The sequence below is a fragment of the Acidobacteriota bacterium genome, assembly GCA_030697165.1.
Classification (GTDB): domain Bacteria; phylum Acidobacteriota; class Vicinamibacteria; order Vicinamibacterales; family UBA2999; genus 12-FULL-67-14b.
Genome location: JAUYQQ010000010.1, coordinates 89084 through 107746 on the forward strand (window position 1 = coordinate 89084; position 18663 = coordinate 107746).

Genomic DNA, 18663 nt, shown 5'->3' on the forward strand with positions numbered 1-18663 from the left:
ATTACCCGGCGAGTCTTTCAAAAATCGGACGCAGCCGCTCAGCCGTTCGAGGCAGCTCTTCCGGTAGCACCCGCACTTCCCCGACCACCGTCATGAAGTTCGTGTCGCCGTTCCACCGCGGTACGAGATGCATGTGCAGGTGATCGACGATGCCCGCCCCGGCCGGACGGCCGAGGTTCATGCCGATGTTGATGCCCTGCGGCTGGAACGCTTCCGTCAGCGCCTTTTCGGACAGCTGCGTGAGGAGCGCCATCTCGGTCAGCTCGTCGCGTTCGAGCACCGCCAGCGTCGCGACGTGGCGGCGTGGCACCACCATCAGGTGGCCGGCGTTGTAGGGATAGAGGTTGAGGATGACGTAGGCCAGTGCGCCTTCGTGAACGATCAGCGTACGGCCCTCACCAGATGAGGGTGCCTCGCAGAACACGCACTGGTCGGCTTCCTTACCGCGGGTCACGTAGGAATGTCGCCAGGGAGACCAGATGCGCTCCATTGAGTTCCCCTCGGGCAACCCTGAAGGGTCGCCACCACATCACAGGGGGCCGGAGAGGCCTTCGGCGGGCGGGGCCGGGGTGCCGTCGATCGGCGGCTCCCCCGTTTCCCGGTTGATCAGGTCCTTCAATTCCTTGCCCGGCTTGAAATACGGGACGCGCTTGGGCGGCACGTCCACCTTGTCGCCGGTCTTCGGGTTGCGGCCCTTGCGGGGCTCGCGTTTACGAAGGCGGAAACTGCCGAATCCGCGCAGCTCGATCTTTTCACCGCGCTTGAGGGCATCGATGATGCTCTCGAACACGGTGTCGACGATGACCTCCGAGTGCTTCTTCGTGAGGTCCGAGACACGCGAGACTTCTTCGACCAGTTCCGCCTTTGTCATAAATTCAGGGTGCCTCAGGTGCTTAAGGTGCCTCAGGTGCCTAAGGTGCGGTGCCGGATGCATTCATGCACCCTAGGCCCCCTAGGCACCTGAGGCACCTTACTTGTGTTTCAGATGATCGCCCAGCGTCGCGCCGCCCTGGCCTTGCGCCTCCGAGAACGACTCGTAGTCGGCCCGGTAGTTGGCGTTGGTCAGTGCCCGAATGCTGAGGCCGATCTTCCGCTCCGCCGGGCTGAGCTTGATGATCTTCATCTGGTACGACTTCTCGACTTCCAGATCGATCTTCTCGCCGCCCTGCGAATCGTCGAACTCGCTCACGTGAATCAGGCCCTCGATGCCTTCGTCGAGCTCGACGAACGCGCCGAAGTTGGTCATGCGGACCACCTTGCCTTCAATGGTCGAACCGACCTGGTGACGGGCAAAGAAGTCTTCCCAGATGTCGGTCGCAAGCTGCTTGAGGCCCAGTGACAGGCGCTGGTTCTCGGCGTCGATGCTGAGCACCATCGCCTCGACGACGTCACCCTTCTTGAGCACTTCGCTCGGGTGCTTCACGCGCTTGCTCCACGACATGTCCGAGATGTGGATCAGGCCGTCGATGTCTTCTTCGACTTCCACGAACGCACCGAACTCGGTCAGGTTGCGGACCTTGCCCTTGATCTTCGTGCCGACCGGGTATTTCTCGGCCAGCTCGTGCCACGGGTTGCTCTCGACCTGCTTGAGGCCGAGCGAGATGCGGCGCGCCGCGGGGTCCACGCCAAGCACCATCGCGTCAACCGAATCCCCCACGTTGAGGATCTTCGACGGGTGCTTCACGCGCTTGCTCCACGACATTTCGCTCACGTGGATCAGGCCTTCAACGCCCGGCTCCAGCTCGATGAACGCGCCGTAGTCGGTCAGGCTCACCACCTTGCCGGCCATCCGGGCGCCGGCCGGGAAGCGATCCATCACCGTGGTCCACGGGTCGGCCATCAACTGCTTGTGGCCAAGCGACACGCGCTCGGTGGCCTGGTCGTACTTGAGCACCACCACGTCGATCTCGTCGTTGACCTTGAACAGCTCCGACGGGTGGCCGACGCGGCCCCACGACATGTCGGTGATGTGCAGCAGGCCGTCGATGCCGCCCAGGTCGATGAACGCACCGTAGTCGGTGATGTTCTTGACCACGCCGCGCAGGACCTTGCCCTCGGCGAGCGTCTCGAGTGTCGACTTCTTCTTCTCGGCGTTCTCCTCTTCGAGCAGAACCTTGCGCGAGAGCACGATGTTGCCGCGCTTCTTGTTGACCTTGATGACGCGCATGCGCAGTTCCTGGCCCTTGAGGGCGTCCAGGTTGCGCACGGGGCGCACGTCGATCTGGCTGCCGGGCAGGAACGCGCGGACGCCGATGTCCACCGCGAGGCCGCCCTTGATCCGCTCGACGACGCGGCCGATCACGACCTTCCGTTCCTGGAAGGCGCGCTCGACTTCGTCCCAAATCTTCATCTTCTCGGCTTTTTCGCGCGAGAGAACGATGTGGCCTTCGCGGTCTTCGGTGCGCTCGAGCAGCACGTCGACGACGTCGCCCTCGCGAACAATGACCTGGCCTGTTTCGTCGAGGAACTCCTCGACGGCAATGACGCCTTCTGACTTGTAACCGACGTCGATTACGACTTCGTTTGCGGTGACCTTGAGAACGGTTCCCTTGACGACTTCACCTTCCGCGAGGTTGCGGAAGCTGTTATCGTAAAGGTCCAACAGGCGGGCATACTCCTGTGGGTCGGTATCATCGTCGTGCCCCCAGGGTGACGTGGTCTTGAGCGCCTGCTTCCCCGGGACCCGGGCCGCGGGGGTCGCCGCGCCTGGTTCTGTAGCGGGGTTTTGTTCGTCCTGCGAAATTGCCATTATCGGTGCGTGTCCTTTACTCTCAGATTTGCTACTGTCAGGGTGCCAGCGGCGTGATCACAGCGTTGCTTGTGAAGTGAACTGGAAACTGGCGCCCCGCGTAACCGATAGAGGTTACGTTACTTAGCGCCAACTGTCAAGAATCCCTGGAGGATTTTGCCATGGCCCGCAAGAAGCCCGCACGGCCCGCCAAGAAGGCCAAGAAGGCCCAGAAGAAGGCCGCGCCGAGAGCCGCCGCTCGGAAAATCGTCAAGAAAGCCGCCAAAAAGGCAAAGACGACGGTCAGAAAGGGCGCCAAGGCCGCTAGGGCGGTCGCCCGCAAGGCCGGCAAGTCCGTGAAGAAGGCCACGGTCGCCGTGAAGAAGACGGTAAAGAAGGCCCAGAAGTCAGCTGCCCGCGCCAAGGCGTCGGCCACCAAGGCCGCAACCAGGTCCAAGGCCAAGGCGGTCAAGGTCGTGAAGAAGGCGGTGGTCAACGTGAAAGCGGTGAAAGCCGGCGCCAGGGCTGCGGTGGACTCCCTCAAGAAGCCCAACCTTGACCGGCCGCGCAAGACCGTGGCCGACATTCACGGCATCCCGTCGAGCCTGGGCATGGCGGGCCTCGCGTCGGCCGCGCACTCCGGTGGCGAGGAACTGCGCGACACCCTGAAAAAGAACAACAGCGCCAGCCCCCGGCTCACCGGCGGCGACATCGACGCCAATTGGCAGAACGCCGAATCGCAGGGCGACGAGTCGCCCGGCGGCGACAACCCGACGCCCGATCAGGATGTGGTCGATGAGATCGGTCGCGCGCTCGGCGTCGAGTACGCCGACGATGAGGAACTGCAGGGTGGCGCCGAGATCGCGGAACGCGATACCCACCGTTGGGAACTCGACCCGGCCTCGAAGGACGACTTCGAAGACGAGGAATAAGACGCCGGGTTCATTTTTCGCCGTGGCAGGAAAAATGAACCCGGCGTTATATCGCGATCGACACGTACTTCACGTCGAGATATTCCTCGAGGCCCCAGCGGCCGCCTTCGCGACCAATGCCCGACGCCTTCACGCCGCCAAACGGCGCGTGGGGCGTCGCCGGCAACCCGTCGTTGACCCCGACAATTCCATAATCCAGCGTTTCGGCCACGCGAAACGCGCGGCCCAGGTCGCGCGTCCAGACGTACGCGGCCAGGCCGTACGGCGTGTTGTTGGCCGCGGCGACCACGTCCCCCTCGGACGTGAAGCCGACTACCGGCGCCACTGGACCGAAGGTCTCCTCTTCGAGAATGCGCATGCCGGCGGCGACATCGACCAGCAGCGTCGGCTCGAAGTACAGGCCCGGTCCGGCCTGTCCACCCACGACGGCGCGCGCCCCCTTCCCCACCGCGTCGGCGACGTGGGCGGCGACCTTGTCGAGGCCCGCGCGATCGACCAGGGGGCCGACCTGCGTCGCGTCGTTGGTCGGATCGCCGACGCGCAACGCGCGCACGGCCTCGGCCATCTTCGTGACGAACGCATCACGAATGGATTCATGCACGTAGATGCGGTTGGCGCACACGCACGTCTGGCCCGCATTGCGGAACTTGGTCGCCATCACCTGGGTGACAGCCGCCGCGATGTCGGCATCCTCGAACACCAGGAAGGGCGCGTGCCCGCCCAGCTCGAGCGAGACGCGCTTCACTGTGCGCGCGGCCTGGGCGTAGAGCAGCTTCCCCACTTCGGTGCTGCCGGTGAAGGTCAGCTTGCGCACGCGCGCGTCGGCGAAGAACGGCTCGGACACCGCCACCGGATCGGCGGTGGTCAGCACCTGGAACACGTCGGCGGCACCACCGGCCTCCACCCATAGCTGCGCGAGCAGCACCGCGGTAAGCGGCGACTGCTCGGCGGGCTTCAGCACCACGGTGCAGCCGGCGGCGAGCGCCGGCGCGACCTTGCGCGTGACCATGGCCGCGGGAAAGTTCCACGGCGTGACCGCGTAGACCGGTCCCACTGGTTGCCGCGTGGCCAGCAACCGCTTGCCCGCTGCGTGCGTCGGGATGACGTCGCCGTACGCGCGCTTGCCTTCTTCGGCGTACCAGTCGACGAAGCCCGCCGCGTACTTCACCTCGCCACGCGACTCGGTGATGGGCTTGCCCATCTCGCTGGTCATCAGCCGGGCGATAACGTCTTCGTTCTTCAGGATGAGTTCGCGCCAGCGGCGCAAGATCTCGCCGCGTTCGAACGCCGTCGTCGCCTTCCAAGCCGGGAAGGCGGCGACAGAACGCGCGATCGCGGCTCGGGCGTCGTCGGCGGTCGCGTCTGGTGCGGCGCCGATGCTGGCGCCGGTCGCGGGGTTGATAACGTTGAATGATTTCATAATGGTATGGAGGGCGATGGCTTTAGCCGTCGCCATTCTAGCGGGGGCTAAAGCCCCCGCTCTCCGGACGTCGCGGCCTGTTGCATCAGCGCCCACAGCTGCTCGACGTGGACGCGCTCGGTTTGTTCCGCGCCAATCGAAACGCGCACCATCCAGCGGCCGTCGAGGAGGGCCGGCGTCAAGTAGGCCGCGCCGGACTGGTTGACGCGCGCGGCCCAGGCCTGGGTGTGCGCATCGAGCGCTTCGTCGCTCAGCCAACCGGGCTCGTGGCGCACGCACAATGTTTGCAGCGGCACCGGCGCCAACACCTTCCAGCCGGGCGTCGCCTTGATCTGCTGCTCGAGCCACTCCGCGTTCTCGATGTCACGGCGGAGCCGCGACTGCAATCCCTCGACACCTTGTTCGCGAATCAGGAACCACAACTTCAGCGCGCGGAAGCGCCGTCCAAGAGGCAAGCCCCAGTCGCGGTAGTTCTTCACGCGCCCATCGGCCGCGGTCTGCAAGTAGCTCGGGTTCGTGGACATCACCCGCACCAGGTGTTCGGGGTCGCGAACGAAGTAGAGCGTGCAGTCGAAGACCGCGCCGAGCCACTTGTGCGCGTTGACGATCAGGGAGTCAGCCTGCTCGACCCCGTCCCACATGAAGCGGCACTCGGGCAAAATCATCGCCGAACCGGCCATCGCCGCATCCACGTGCAGCCACACGCCGTACTTGGTGGTGATCTGCGCAATTGCCGCGAGCGGATCGAGCGCGGTCGAGGTCGTGGTGCCGGTCGTCGCCACCACGGCGCAAGGCTGGTTGCCGGCGGCCAGGTCCGCCTGGATCAGCGCGTCGAGCGCGTAGGGACGCATCGCAAAGGCCGTGTCGTGCGGCACCAGGCGCACCTGGTCCCGGCCGAAACCGGCGAGCAGCGCGGCCTTCTCGACCGAGCTGTGACTCTGGGCCGAGGTGTAGACGATGAGCGGTTTGGGTTCGGCCTGCAAGCCGCCGCGGGCGAGACTGTAGTTGGTCGCCCGCTCGCGGGCGCATAACAGGGCCACCAGCGTGCTCGTTGATGCCGTGTCGTTGAGCACGCCGCTCCAGGCGCCGCTCAGTCCCAGCATTTGCCGCATCCAGTCGACCGTGACCTCTTCGACTTCGGTCAGCGCGGGGCTCGATTGCCAGGCGAGGCCGATCACGCCAAGGCCAGAGCTCAGCAGGTCGCCAAGGACGCTCGAGAACAGGCCATTCGAGGGGAAGTACCCAAAGAAGCGCGGATGCTGCCAGTTGGTGATCCCCGGCATCACGACCCGATCGATGTCGGCGGCAATCGACTCGAAGGCCTCGCCCTGTTTCGGTGGTGCCGGTGGCAACATCGCCTTGACGTCGCCGGGCGCGGACTGGGCGATCACCTTGCGCGACTCTACGGTCGCCCGATAGTCGGCAATCCAGTCGATCAGCGCGTGACCGGCTTTGCGAAACTCTTCGGGGGTCATCAGATCTCGATCTTGTCGAGCAGCAACATCATCACGTGGTTGACGACCACCTCGAGCGGCATCTCGGTGGTATCGATGTAGACGGCGTCCTTGGCCAGCGTCAGCGGCGCCACGGCACGGGTTGAGTCGGCCTGGTCGCGGGCCGCCAGCTCGCTTTGCACGTTCGCCAGGCCATCGCTGCCGCCGGTGTGCGCGGTGTCGGAGGTTCGGCGCCGTGCCCGCTCCTCGGCCGACGCATCCAGGTAGATCTTCAGGTCGGCGTCCGGGAACACCACGGTGCCGATGTCGCGGCCTTCCATCACGACCGCGCCGCCGGCGCCCAGGGCGCGCTGGCGCGCGACCAGCACCTCGCGCACGCGCGGCAGGCGGGCGACCGACGCGGCGGCCGTGTCGATCTCGGGGGTGCGAATGGCCCGGGTCACATCGTGCCCGTCAATCGCAATCCGCCCCTCGACCTGCTCGAGCACCGCCGTCTCGGCCAGCGCCGACACCGCCGCATCGTCGTCCAGCGACAAGCCGTCGTGTGCGGCCTTCCACGCCACCGAGCGAAACATCGCCCCGGTGTCGACGTGCAAATAGCCAAGTCGGGTGGCCAGCGTGCGGGCCAGGGTGCCCTTGCCGGCGCCCGACGGCCCATCGATTGCGATGATGAGGTTCTTCACGAGGGTTCCATTACGGTAGTTCAATCACGGTAGTTCAATCACGACGGTTCAATCACGAGGGTTCAACCACGAGGGTTCAACCACGAGGGTTCAACCACGAGGGTTCAAACACGAGGGTTCAAACACGAGGGTTCAAACACGAGGGTTCAAACACGTTGGTTCAAACACGGTGGTTCAAGGTTAGCATGCGCTGGGAGTGCATTGATGCGCAGACTCTTATTGGTTTCCGGCCTGTTTGGCCTCTGTCTCGGGGTTTCGGCGGTCCCGACCGGCGCGCAGGCGCCAGCGGCGCCGTCGATCGACGACCTGATTAACCTCAAGCGGGCAGGCTCGCCCGCGATCTCGCCCGATGGCCGCCGGGTGGCGTTCACGATCCGCGAAACCAACTGGGACGAAAACGCGTACGAGACCGAGTTGTGGCTCGGCGATACGACGGGCCCGGCGCGGCAGCTGACCAACGCCAGCAAGTCGAGCATGCAGCCGGCGTGGTCGCCTGATGGGGCGTCGCTGGCCTTCGTGTCCGATCGCGACGGCAAGCGGCAGCTCTATCGCATCGCGGTGGCCGGCGGTGAAGCCGAGAAGCTGACCAGCGGTGAAGAGGGCGTCAGCAACTTCTCGTGGTCGCCCAAGGGCGACCGCATCGCCTTCACGATGAGCGACGCGGTCACCGACGTGATGAAGGAACGCGAGAAGCAGTGGGGCGACCTTCGCATTGAAGACGAGGATCAGCGCTACACGCACCTCCACGTCCTCGACCTCGCCTCGAAGACGGTCACGCGGCTGACGGAGGGCGCATTCGTGGTGGGCAGCTTCGATTGGTCGCCCGACAGCACCCGGATCGCGTTCGACCACCGCATCACCAGCGATCCCGGTGACGGCATTTCCGCGGACATCTCTGCCGTGACGGTGGCCACGGGTGCGCGCGAGGCCATCGTCACGCAGGCCGGTCCCGACTCGAACCCCCAGTGGTCGCCCGACGGTTCGCAGATCGCGTTCTCGTCGGCCATGAGCAAGCCGTTCTACTTCTACCAGAACGGCGTGATCGCAGTCGTGACCCCCGGCAGGAACGACGTTCGCAGCCTGACGGATGCGTTCGACGAATCCCCGGGCCTGGTCGCGTGGACCCGCGCCGGCATTTTCATGTCCGCGTCACAGCGGACGTGGTCGTACTTGTTTCACCTGGATCCCGTGACGATGAAGACGACGAAGCACGCGGTTCGCGATCAGTGGATCGGCGGCTCGTTCTCGCTGACCCCGGACGGTGGCACCGTGGCCTTCCTCGGATCCGGCCCAACCGACTTTCCCGACGTCTACATCGCGCCCGTGAAGACGATGGTGGCGACGAAGATCAGCGACACGGCCGCGCAAATCGGCTGGTGGCCGAAGCACGCGCGCGAGACCATCCGCTGGAAGAGCCAGGACGGTGCGGAGATTGAAGGCGTGCTGCACAAGCCGGCCGACTTCCAGGCCGGCCGCCGCTATCCCCTGCTCGTCGTCATTCACGGCGGACCAACCGGCGTGTCGCGGCCGGTGCCCTACGGCAGCACCGGCTACTACCCGATCGACGCCTTCCTCGCGAAGGGCGCGCTGGTGCTCGAGCCCAACTACCGCGGCAGCGCCGGCTACGGCGAGAAGTTTCGATCGCTGAACGTCCGCAACCTCGGCATCGGCGACGCCTGGGACGTGCTCTCGGGCATTGACGCGCTCGTGCAGCAGGGACTGGTCGACAAGGACCGCGTCGGCAGCATGGGCTGGAGCCAGGGCGGCTACATCTCGGCGTTCCTGACCACGCGTCACGCCGATCGCTTCAAGGCCATCTCGGTCGGCGCCGGCATTTCCGACTGGATGACCTACTACGTCAACACCGACATCCATCCGTTCACGCGCCAGTACCTCAAGGCCACGCCGTGGGACGACCCGAAGATCTACGCCGACACCTCGCCCATGACCTACATCAAGCAGGCCCGCACGCCCACGCTGATCCAGCACGGTGAGAACGATCTGCGGGTGCCCATCCCGAATGCGTTCCAGTTGTACCAGGGCTTGCGCGACCAGAACGTGCCGGTGCAGCTGGCGATCTTCAAGGGCTTCGGCCATGGACTGACCAAGCCGAAGGCCAATCGCGGTGCCATGCAGCAGAATCTCGATTGGTTCTCGAAGTACATCTGGGGACAGTCAACCGGAACGGTGCAGTAGCGACACTGTCGGGAGTCGGGAGTCGGGAGTCGGGAGTCGAGAGTCGAGAGTCGGGAGTCGGGAGTCGAAACATGAACACAATGCGCATTACGCTTGCCGTCTTACTCGCCTTGATGGCCGCGCACCAAGCGCGGCCGGTCGCACAAGCGCCCCGGCCATCGGTCATCGCCATCCGCGGCGCCACCGTGCTGACGGTGACCCGCGGCACCATCGCAAACGGCATCGTCGTGATTCGCGACGGCAAGATTGCCGCCGTTGGCGGGCCGGGCACCAACATCCCGCCCGGCGCTGAGGTCGTCGAGGCCCAGGGGCGGTTCGTCACGCCGGGCATCATCGACGCGCACTCGCACATCGCGCTCGAGTCCATCAACGAGGGCGGCATCACGGTGAGCTCGATGACCGGCACCGACGATGTGCTCGACCCGAGCGACATCAACATCTATCGCGACCTGGCCGGCGGCCTGACGACCGCCAACCTCCTGCATGGCAGCGCCAACCCGATCGGCGGCAAGAACACCGTGATCAAGATGCGTTGGGGCAAGGACGCCGAGGGCCTGAAGTTCGAAGGCGCCATGCCCGGCATAAAGTTCGCGCTCGGCGAGAATCCCAAGCGGCTGCGCCAGTACGGTCCCGGTGGCCCGCGCCGCTATCCGCTCACCAGGCCGGGCGTCGAGTTCGTGATTCGCGATGCGTTCAGCCGTGCCAGGGCCTACCAGCGCGAATGGCAGGACTACGAGCGCCAGAAACGGGCGAGCGCCGACACGCCCGCGCCGCGGCGTGACCTGCAACTCGAACCGCTCGTCGAGATTCTCGAGGGCAAGCGCCTGGTGCACGCGCACACCTACCGCGCCGACGAAACGCTGATGCTCATGCGGCTGGCCGAAGACATGGGCTTCAAGATCGCCACCTTCCAGCACGTCTTCGAGGGCTACAAGGTCGCGGACGAAATGGCGAAGCACGGCGCCGGCGGCTCGACTTCCTCCGACTGGTGGGCCTACAAGATCGAAGCCGAGGACGGGACGCCCTACAACGCCACCATGATGCACCAGCGCGGCGTGCTGGTGTCGATCAACTCCGACAGCGCCGAGCACTCCCGGCGCCTGAACACCGAGGCCGCCAAGTCGATCCATTGGGGCGGACTGACCGACGATGAGGCGCTGGCGCTGGTGACGATCAATCCGGCCAGGCAGCTGCGGATCGACGCGCGCGTGGGCTCGCTCGAAGCGGGCAAGGACGCGGATGTCGTGATCTGGAACAAGCACCCGCTCAGCACCTACGCGATCGTCGACCGCGTCTACATCGACGGCCAGCAGTACTACGACCGGCTGGCCGAGGATCGCCGCATGACTGATGCGGGACGTGAGAAGGGCACCTTGACCGCCGCCGAGGGGCGGCCGGCGAGCGGTCCGCAAACGCCACAAACACCCCAGGGCGCGGAAGAAACGTTCGGATCGGTGGCGCCCGTAGCGGTACCGGCGGCTCAAAAGGCGGCGAGCGGAAACCAGGCGGTGGTGGCCATCACCAACGCGCGGATCTTTCCCGTCAGCGGACCAGCGATCGAGCGCGGCACGCTGCTCATTCGCGGCAACCGGATCGAGGCGCTCGGCGCCAATGTGGCCGTTCCGGCCGGCGCCCAGGTGATTGACGCGAAAGGCGGCGAGCTGTATCCGGGCTTCATCGATGCCCGGACCTCGGTCGGCCTGAACGAACCGGGCGCGCGCGGGTTCGAGGACGTGAACGAAATGCTCGAAATAAACGCGTCGGTAAAGGCGCAGGTCGCCTACCAGTCCGACAGCGACGCCATTCCGGTGGCACGCGTCAACGGCATCACGACGGTCGCGGTCGTGCCGACCGGCGGGCTGATCGGCGGCCAGATCGCGGTGATGAACCTGGACGGCTGGACGTGGGAAGAAGCCACGCTCGCGCCGGTGGCCGGCCTCAGCTTCCAGTTCCCGCCCATCGTTCGCGGCGGATTTGGTGGCAACGCCGATGCCAACCGCAAGTTCGAGGAACTGAAGAAGGAACGCGATGCGCGGGTGCAGCGGGTGGAAGACCTGGTGACCCGGGCGCGCGCCTACGCCGGCATTCCGGCGGCAGAGCGCACCACCGACTGGAACCTGGCCGCTCTGGTGCCGGTGGCGCAAGGCCGGCAGCCGCTGTTTGTCGCGGCCGACTCCGCGGGCGATATCACCGATGCGGTTGCCTTTGCCGATCGCACGGGCATCAAGATCGTGATCATGGGCGGACTGGAGGCCCCGCGGGTGGCACCGCTGCTGAAGTCGAAGAACATTCCGGTCGTGCTCGGGTCGGTGTTGACCCTGCCGACGCGCGAGGACGATCACCACGCGGCCACCTACCGGGCCGCGGGTGAGCTGGCCCAGGCCGGGGTGCAGTTTGCGTTCGGCACCGGTGGCGCCGCCAACAACCGGCTGCTGCCTTACGAAGCGGCGATCTCGGTGGCATGGGGCCTTGACCGTGATCGCGCGCTGAAGGCGCTGACGCTCGACGCGGCCACGATTCTTGGCGTCGCCGACCGCGTCGGTTCACTCGAGGCCGGCAAGCTCGCCAACTTCTTCATTGCCAACGGCGACCCGATGGAGATGAGGACGCAGTTCACGCACATCTTCATCAACGGCCGGGACGTGGGCGTGAAGAGCAAGCACACCGAGCTCTACGAGCGCTTCTCGAGCCGTCCGGCGGTGCAGCGATGAGTACTCAGCCAAAGGCAACCACGATGGACACGAAGGTCAACACGAAAGACGCGAAGCCATTTCTTGATAAGCATGGCTTCGTGAACTTCGTTTTCTTCGCGTCCCTCGTGGTCGCATTTCTCCTGATCCGCGTATCGGCGCAGCAGGAGGCGACGTATTCCTATGCCATTACCGGCGCGCGGATCGTGCCGGTGTCGTCGGCGCCGCTCGATAACGCCACCATCGTCTTTTCTGGCGGCGTGATCACGGCCGTTGGTGCCAACGTCACGGTCCCGGCGGGCGCGATCATCATCGCGGGGAAAGGGCTCACGGTGTATCCCGGGCTGATCGACATGGGGAGCGGCGCCGGGCTCGAGGCGCCGGCGGTGCCGCGCGCCGAAAACGCGCAGACGACCGAAGACCTGGAGCGCGTCAAGCGCGCCACGCTGCTGCGGCCCCATTTACGCGCCGCCGATCACATGAACCCGGCATCCCCCGCGCTGCTGAAGGCGGCACAGGCCGGCATCACCGCGTCGCTCGCCACCCCTGGCAGCGACGGCATCCGCGGCCAGAGCGCGCTGGTGCTGACGGCACTTGGCGCCGACGCGCCGCAGATTGGCGCCGTCGCCGACGACCGCCGCCGCCCGCTGGTCGTGCGCGCGCCGGTGGCCTTGCACGTCGGCACTTCGGGCTCGCCGGCCGGCGGCGAGGTGTATCCGAATTCGCTGATGGGCCTCGTCGCGTTCAACCGGCAGGCCTTCGTGGATGCTCAGTGGTACCAGCAGGCCCGGCCGCGGCCGTACGCCGCCGACCTCGAGGCCATGGGTCCCGCCGTAGCGGGACGACTGCCGGTCGCCTTTCGCGCGACCAGCGCGATCGAGATCCGGCGCGCCCTTGGCATGGCGAAGGAGTTCAAGCTCGACCCCATCATCACCGCCGCGCGCGAGGTCGAAGCGGTGGCGGCCGACCTCAAGGCCGCCGGCGCGCGCGTGATCTTCAGCCTGAACTTCCCGGTGCGCCGGGCCTCGCTGGCGCCCGATGCCGACGAACCCCTGCGCGTGTTGCGCGACCGGGCCAACGCGCCGAAGGGGCCGGCCGCGCTTTACCAGACCGGCGTCATGTTCGCCTTCGAGTCGAATGGGCTGTCGGAACCGAAAGACTTCCTGAAGAACGCTCAGAAGACGGTGGCGGCGGGACTCGACAAGGACGCGGCACTCAGGGCGCTGACGATGCACGCGGCGACCCTGGCCGGCGCGGCCGAGCGGCTCGGCTCACTGGACCGCGGCAAAATCGCCAACCTCATCGTTACCGAGGGTGAGCTATTCGACGAGAAGACCACCATCAGGCACGTGTTCGTCGCCGGGCGGACGGTTCGCCTGAACTAGCACCCCAGGCACCCTAGGCACCCTAGGCACCCTAGGCACCCTAGGCACCCTAGGCACCCTAGGCACTTAAGCACTAACCTATATAGGTTCATGGAATACGTATTCGACCTGTTTCTGAATCTCGATGTGCACCTCGCGGAGTTCGTGGCGCAGTACGGCGTGTGGGTCTACGCCATGCTGTTTGCGATCGTCTTCATCGAAACCGGCCTGATCATCTGGCCGTTTCTTCCAGGCGACTCGCTGTTGTTTGCGGCGGGGGCCATGGCCGCCACCGGCGCGCTCGACCCGTGGCTGACGGCTACCCTGCTGATCGTCGCGGCGATCGCCGGCGATTCGGTGAATTACTCCGTCGGCCGCTATGCCGGGCCGAAGGTGTTTTCCGCGCAAGACTACCAGGGGTTCCTGCACAAGGTGCTCAATCGTGACCACCTCGACAAGGCACACATCTTCTTCGAGAAGCACGGCGGCATGGCCATCGCGTCCGGCCGTTTTGTCCCGATCGTGCGCACCTTCGTGCCGTTTGTCGCGGGGGCCGCGTCGATGAACCGCGCTACCTTCCTGTTGTGGAACGTACTCGGCGCCTTCATCTGGGTGGGCGTCTGCATGGGCGCCGGCTACGCGTTCGGCAACGTGCCGGTGGTCAAGGACAACTTCTCGCTCGTCGCCATGGGCATCATTTTCGTGTCGGTGCTCCCGATCGCGATCGAGATGTACCGTCAACGGCGAGGGGCCACGGCCTGACGGGGCGGGAGACTAAATGAAGAGACCTAACCAGGGAAGCGCGTTTTCCAAAACGGCGATCGTTCTCGTCACGGTCGTCGCTCTCGGCAGCGGTACGGGACAGAGCGAGAGTTCTCAACCTGCTCAAGCTGCGGGCGGGACTCCAGCGACGATTCCTTCGTCGGTGGTCGCTGCGGCGGAGAAGATCGCCAACGATCCGCAGGTCCTAGCACTGCTGAAGGATCAGAGCACGGATGCGGCCGCCAAGGCGCGATGGAATCAGTTCCTCGAACTCGTTCGCATCCCCTCGCCGTCGCGCGAAGAGCACCTGAAGGCGGCCGAGATCCATCGCCGGCTGGTGGAGGAATGGGGCTTCTCTCGCGACGAAGTGATGACCCGCGCCGATGGGATTATTCCCGCTTCCGACACGAACATCGTCGATGGCCTTCCGGTCTACAACGCGTGCGTGGTGATCAAGGGGTCGTACTCGGGTCGCCCTGACGCGCAGCACTACCAGGGCCAGTTCCCCAAGGTGCTCGTCGAAGGACACATCGACGTCGTCAATCCCGAAACACTGCCGAAGACGGGTGACCCGTCGATCCGCATCAAGCTCCAGCCGTACGCACAGCCGGTGGTCGCAACACCTGAGGAGCTGGCCGCAATCCCCGACGAGCTGTCATTCGACGCTCGCGGCCGCGTCATCGAGAACGACAAGTACGCCATGGCCAGCAAGGCCTTCGCCAATGCGAAGGAAGCCGAAGCCGGCGGCGGCGTGCGTATCTACGTGCCTGGTTACGGCGACATGATGCCCAGCACGTCAAACGCATTCGTCCTTGCGGCGGCAATGAAGAAACACAAAATTCGGCCGGTCTACGACATCTGGATTTGCGGCACCGCCGGAGAGGAAGGCAAGGGCAACCTGGCCGGCGTCAAGCAGCTCTACGGCTTCGACCAGAAGGCCGGCACCGGATCCAATCCCCTCAACATCGTCGCCAACTTCGGCCTCGAGGGCGGCGGGACCGTCAACTTCACCGGCAGCTACCGTTTCGAGATGAAGTTCAAGGCGCCGGTGCCCCGCGGGGGCGGTAAGAGCCCGAGTGCGCCCGAGGCAATGGCCGCCGCGATCGCGAAGATTGCCGACGTCAAGACCCCGTCGGATCTCCAGGCCGGCGCGCCGCGCACCACCTACACCGTCGGCCGCGCGAGCTGCGAGCCACCGCCGGCGGGCGGCACGGTCGTGCCGAGTTGCTCGCTCGAGGTGGACATGCGCTCGACGCGCAAGGAGCCGCTCGACGTCATGCGCAACACGATCGAGCCCATGTTTCAGGCGGGCGCGTCGGCAGAGAACGCCCGGTATGGGCGCAAGGATGGCAGCCCGGAAGGAATCACCTTGGAGTTGATGTGGTTTGGCTTGCGGCCGGCGTTCGTGGCAGACAGCGTCGATAACGTGGCTGTACATGCGGGTCTTCAATCGGGCATGCAGTTGGGGGTCCTCACGTCGCCGGTGGTCGGCACCGGATCGGGCAGCTTGAACGACAACGTGCCGGCCAACACCGGCATCCCCACCTATCAATTCACCCTGGCGTCCTCGGCCGCCGGCGCCGGCGGACATGCGTTCTGGGAGTGGGGGACGCGAGGCCTGCCTGCGACGGAGGTGGCCCGCATGCACCGCGTGCTTACGGCAGCGCTGATCGTGTCTGGGTACCACGCTGCGGACGGCACCGTCGTGCCACCAGCCACCGGCCCGATTGGCAAGCGAACGCGCGAAGTCGCCCGGTAACAGTGGAGCATCGCATGATGAAGCGTTTGATCGTTGCCATCGCATTCGCAGCCGGTCTCGCCGCCTCCGGTATGCCCGCCTCGGCCCAGCAGTCCGGAGGATTGCGCGTCGAGTTCCAGGGGCCCGGCGGCCATAGTTCCGGCGCCTATGGGCGTGTCAGCGCCCTTCACGCGGCCGCTCGTGCAGTCATCCTGATTCAACAGGCACTGCCCACCGGCAGTTACCAAATCACGAACCTCACTGGCGGGAACTCGGTGAATTCGATCGCGTCCGACGGTCTCATCGAGATGAGGCTGACCGCCGCCAATGCCGCCGCATATCAGGCGCTGGTAGCGGCCGTGTCGAAAGCCGCGGCTGACGGCGCCGACGCTGAGAACAAGTTCCGTGGCGTGAAGGCCGGAGACTTGACGGCCGGAGCGCCGGCGACGGTCCGGTCTTCGGTGAAGCCGTTCTGAAGTCGGAGATCAGGACGGGTTCTCACGACGCCCTTCAACAGGAGGTAAGGAGATAACGAGATGTTTTGTTCTCGTGGTCTTGCACAAGTATTCCCGATCGGGATATTTGTCGACTTTTGATTTTAGGCATGGCACGATTTTCCCGATCGGGAATATCGTGGCGTCTACGAAAGGCGCGTCGGCTACACCAGCCCGCGAAGGAGCTTCGTCGCCGGGGCCACGCGAATGCCGTCTGGTGTGACGTAGTCCTTGGTACCGACCGCCGATACCTGCCGCGCCTCGTATTTTGGGAACCGTGCTTTCAGGTACTTCAGGCTGCGATCGACCTCGGTATCGGCCCACTTGCATTCAACCATCAACTGTGGCGCCCCTCCTTCGACGACGACGAAGTCCACCTCGCGGCGGTCGGTATCGCGGAAGTAGCGCAGCTCGACGTCCCGACCCCTGGCATCCTGCTCGTGATGCGTCCATTTCAAAAGGTGCCCGGCCACCAGATTCTCGAATCGCAGCGACGGCTCTGGCACGACGCTCCAATCCCAGTGGTAGTGCTTTTGTTCCTTCTTGACGGCCCGAATGCGGGGTGCGCCGAACGGCGGGAGCCGATGGATGGCATAGAGCCGCTCCAGAATCTGGAGCCAGTTCGCGACCGTCTTGTGCGTGAGCTGAAGATCCTCGCGCAGGGCATTGATCGACAACGGCGAGCCGACCAGCTCCGGCAGGCGAAGCATCAGCAACTCGAGATTGCCCAAGTCCTGGACGCGTTCGAGCGTCGCGACTTCTTCGCGGACCAGCAGGGTGCGGTGTTCGCGTGACCAGCGACGCGCCTCCGTAGCCGAGCCACTGAAGTACGGTTCGGGAAAGCCTCCAAGATTGAGGAGATCCTGCAACTCCGCGGGCTTGGTCAGGCCCAACTCCGCGACCGACAAGGGATGCAGGCGAAGCAGGTGATAGCGGCCCAGGAGCGAATCGCCTCCGAAGCGATAGAAGTCCAGCCGCGCGCTGCCGGTAACGAGAATCTGCTGCCCGCGCGAACGGCCATCGAACAGACCCTTGAGAGAATTCCGCCAGGTACGGTACTTATGGAGCTCGTCGAGCACCCACAGCTTCGTGGCGGGCAGCTCGCGACGGAGGATGCGTTCGCGATGTTCGGCGACATCCCAGTTCAGATAGCCCGCCGTTCCTCCTGGAAGGCGCTTGGCGAGTGTGGTCTTCCCGACCTGTCGCGGACCCGCGACGAAGACCATCTTCCTGGCCAGATCGCGTCGGACCTGGGGCATGAGGTAACGGGTAAGCGCGGCCACGAGTCCGGTCTACGACTGTTTTCACTGGAGGGCAAAATTACTCACGTGTAATTTCGCCATAACGGCATTTTGCTGAGGATCTGGAGGCACTAGCCGGGCACCGCCAGCACGAACGCGCGGCCGGTCTTGAGCACCGCCGACGCAATGATCCCGGGGCGGCCCCTGGGCGGCTCCCGCAGCCCCATCACCACCAGGCCGGCGCCTTCCGCTACGGCACATCGCGAGATCTCCTCGGCCACGTCTCCTCGCCTCACGATCAACGACCTCGGCTTGACGGGCGTAAGGCCGTGCGCGAGGCGCCGCAACCGGGCGGCGGCATCGTGGTCGGAAAGCTTGCTGCGCGCCACGGTCATCAGGATCAGGTCCTGGGCGGCGATCCGTGCGACGCGGCTGGCCAGCTGCAGCTGGTGGTCACACGGCCAGGCCAGGTCGACTGGCACCACCACCGGGCCGCACGTGAGGGCCGGCCGATCGCCCGCGCTGACGATGTTGATTTCGGTGGGCGGCACCAGCAGCACCGGCGTACGAGCCAGCCCCAACAAGGCCTCGCTGGTCGAGCCGAGCAGCAGCCGCGCCAGGCCGCCGTGTCCTCGCGAGCCAACGACGATGAGCGTGGCGTGGTGGTGCAAGGCCTCGCGCTGAATGGCTTCCGAGACGCGACCCGTGGCGACGATCACCTTCGCGCTGTCGAGGTTCACCTCGTACGGCACCGCGCGGGCGCATTCAGCCAGCACGCGCTCCTTGAGGTCCTCCGAATCGTCGGTGCTGACGTGCAGGACGCGCAGGTCTGCGTCGAGCACCCTGGACAGGCCGTAGGCGTGAAACAAGACCCGCCCCGTGAGCGGTCCCAGATCGATGGCACAAAGGATCACGACCGACATTAGGGCAAGGTTCGTGCCGCCGCCAGGCGCGTCAAGTC

15 protein-coding genes are annotated in these 18663 nt (G+C 65.4%); 7 read left to right on the forward strand and 8 right to left on the reverse strand.

The genetic code is table 11. The annotated features are described in order from the left end of the window. Position 1: 1 nt before the first annotated feature. The 3 genes from Q8T13_10620 to Q8T13_10630 form a co-directional block, all read right to left on the reverse strand. The gene (locus Q8T13_10620) at positions 2-490 is read right to left on the reverse strand and encodes an HIT domain-containing protein (protein ID MDP3718206.1); all 489 of its coding nucleotides are present in this window, start codon (positions 488-490) and stop codon (positions 2-4) included. Positions 491-529: 39 nt separating this feature from the next. Continuing rightward, positions 530-871: an integration host factor subunit beta gene (locus Q8T13_10625; protein MDP3718207.1), complete on the reverse strand. Its 342-nt coding sequence runs from the start codon at positions 869-871 to the stop codon at positions 530-532. Positions 872-970: 99 nt separating this feature from the next. Then, positions 971-2749, reverse strand: coding sequence for a 30S ribosomal protein S1 (locus Q8T13_10630; GenBank protein ID MDP3718208.1), 1779 nt, complete (start codon positions 2747-2749; stop codon positions 971-973). Positions 2750-2910: 161 nt separating this feature from the next. Between Q8T13_10630 and Q8T13_10635 the strand changes: the two genes are divergently transcribed. Beyond that, on the forward strand, positions 2911-3660 hold the full coding sequence (locus Q8T13_10635) for a DUF6335 family protein (protein MDP3718209.1): 750 nt from the start codon (positions 2911-2913) through the stop codon (positions 3658-3660). Between the two features lie 46 nt (positions 3661-3706). Here the strand turns inward: Q8T13_10635 and Q8T13_10640 are convergent, their stop codons facing one another. Genes Q8T13_10640 through cmk form a run of 3 tightly spaced genes read right to left on the reverse strand, consistent with a single transcriptional unit; the run spans position 3707 to position 7217 of the window. Then, entirely contained in the window at positions 3707-5080 is a 1374-nt protein-coding gene (locus tag Q8T13_10640) for an NAD-dependent succinate-semialdehyde dehydrogenase (GenBank protein MDP3718210.1), read from the reverse strand. Between the two features lie 47 nt (positions 5081-5127). Further along, positions 5128-6555: a pyridoxal-dependent decarboxylase gene (locus Q8T13_10645; protein ID MDP3718211.1), complete on the reverse strand. Its 1428-nt coding sequence runs from the start codon at positions 6553-6555 to the stop codon at positions 5128-5130. Beyond that, on the reverse strand, positions 6555-7217 hold the full coding sequence (gene cmk / locus Q8T13_10650; GenBank protein MDP3718212.1) for a (d)CMP kinase: 663 nt from the start codon (positions 7215-7217) through the stop codon (positions 6555-6557). Before cmk ends, Q8T13_10645 begins: the two co-directional genes overlap by 1 nt. A 204-nt stretch (positions 7218-7421) precedes the next feature. On the opposite strand from cmk, the gene Q8T13_10655 reads away from it, so the two are divergent. The 6 genes from Q8T13_10655 to Q8T13_10680 all read left to right on the forward strand — a co-directional run bounded on the left by Q8T13_10655 (position 7422) and on the right by Q8T13_10680 (position 16443). Next, positions 7422-9413 carry a S9 family peptidase gene (locus tag Q8T13_10655; protein MDP3718213.1) on the forward strand — a complete coding sequence of 664 codons (1992 nt, stop codon included), beginning with the start codon at positions 7422-7424 and terminating at the stop codon, positions 9411-9413. Positions 9414-9484: 71 nt separating this feature from the next. Continuing rightward, on the forward strand, positions 9485-12124 hold the full coding sequence (locus Q8T13_10660) for an amidohydrolase family protein (protein MDP3718214.1): 2640 nt from the start codon (positions 9485-9487) through the stop codon (positions 12122-12124). Positions 12125-12147: 23 nt separating this feature from the next. Beyond that, positions 12148-13488: an amidohydrolase family protein gene (locus Q8T13_10665; GenBank protein MDP3718215.1), complete on the forward strand. Its 1341-nt coding sequence runs from the start codon at positions 12148-12150 to the stop codon at positions 13486-13488. A gap of 90 nt (positions 13489-13578) precedes the next feature. After that, positions 13579-14229: a DedA family protein gene (locus tag Q8T13_10670; protein MDP3718216.1), complete on the forward strand. Its 651-nt coding sequence runs from the start codon at positions 13579-13581 to the stop codon at positions 14227-14229. Positions 14230-14392: 163 nt separating this feature from the next. Further along, positions 14393-15988 carry a peptidase M20 gene (locus Q8T13_10675; GenBank protein MDP3718217.1) on the forward strand — a complete coding sequence of 532 codons (1596 nt, stop codon included), beginning with the start codon at positions 14393-14395 and terminating at the stop codon, positions 15986-15988. 14 nt (positions 15989-16002) lie between these two features. Continuing rightward, positions 16003-16443 carry a peptidase dimerization domain-containing protein gene (locus Q8T13_10680; GenBank protein ID MDP3718218.1) on the forward strand — a complete coding sequence of 147 codons (441 nt, stop codon included), beginning with the start codon at positions 16003-16005 and terminating at the stop codon, positions 16441-16443. A gap of 182 nt (positions 16444-16625) precedes the next feature. Here the strand turns inward: Q8T13_10680 and Q8T13_10685 are convergent, their stop codons facing one another. Together Q8T13_10685 and Q8T13_10690 are read right to left on the reverse strand one after the other, a co-directional pair. After that, positions 16626-17720, reverse strand: a complete 1095-nt coding sequence (locus Q8T13_10685) for an AAA family ATPase (GenBank protein MDP3718219.1) — start codon at positions 17718-17720, stop codon at positions 16626-16628. Between the two features lie 113 nt (positions 17721-17833). Beyond that, positions 17834-18625, reverse strand: coding sequence for a universal stress protein (locus Q8T13_10690; GenBank protein ID MDP3718220.1), 792 nt, complete (start codon positions 18623-18625; stop codon positions 17834-17836). Positions 18626-18663: the final 38 nt, after the last annotated feature.